Source organism: Vibrio sp. D173a, from assembly GCF_030248475.1.
The window spans coordinates 1-663 of record NZ_JAHGAH010001337.1 but is presented as its reverse complement, the minus strand read 5'-3'; the positions used below and the strand labels follow the sequence as shown (position 1 = coordinate 663).

1 protein-coding gene is annotated in these 663 nt (G+C 49.3%); it reads left to right on the top strand.

The window, feature by feature from the left end:
• A partial coding sequence (locus tag KIV40_RS33205; protein ID WP_285353652.1) for a cyclic nucleotide-binding domain-containing protein occupies nucleotides 1-663 on the top strand: 663 nt, incomplete at both ends.

The following is a 663-nucleotide window of genomic DNA, read 5'->3' as shown; positions in this document are numbered from 1 at the left end:
AAGACTTTTTCTCTCAAAACGACAAGACCAAAGCGATACGCGTCTATTCTTCCGATCACTTGCTCACTAAAGAGGGCGAAGACAACCGCTTCTTATGGTTTATTACCCAAGGCGAAGTGGCGCTTTATAAGAAAGACGAATTGGGACAGCAACGTGAAGTGGTTCGGCATACCAAAGGGAATATCGTTGGCGGGATGGCCTTTGTGACGGGTGAGCCCTCTTTTTCAACCGCAATTACCCTAACCTCAACCCATGTTATCAAGTTAGACCGCGATGTATTCTCGCAAGTGATGCATTCAAACAGCACCCTGTTACCGCTATTCACCAATCTGCTACTGCGCCACTTCAATCGCCGTCTGCAGCGCAGTATTACCACCAAGCTTCGCCTGCAAGAGACACTGGAATCACTCGAGTCGGCCCACCAGCAACTGATTGAGAAAGAGAAGATGGCAATGTTGGGTCAACTGGTGGCCGGTGTCGCTCATGAACTCAATAATCCGATTGCCGCAATTCTTCGCAGCATTGAAACGCTTGCCGACAATCTCGATTCTATTTTGGTTAACTCCACCTTGCCTAACTCGACACTCGCCACACACGTTCTCGACAAAGCGAAACAATCCAAGCCTCTGTCGACCGCTCAAGACCGAGATCTCGTGAAAGCCC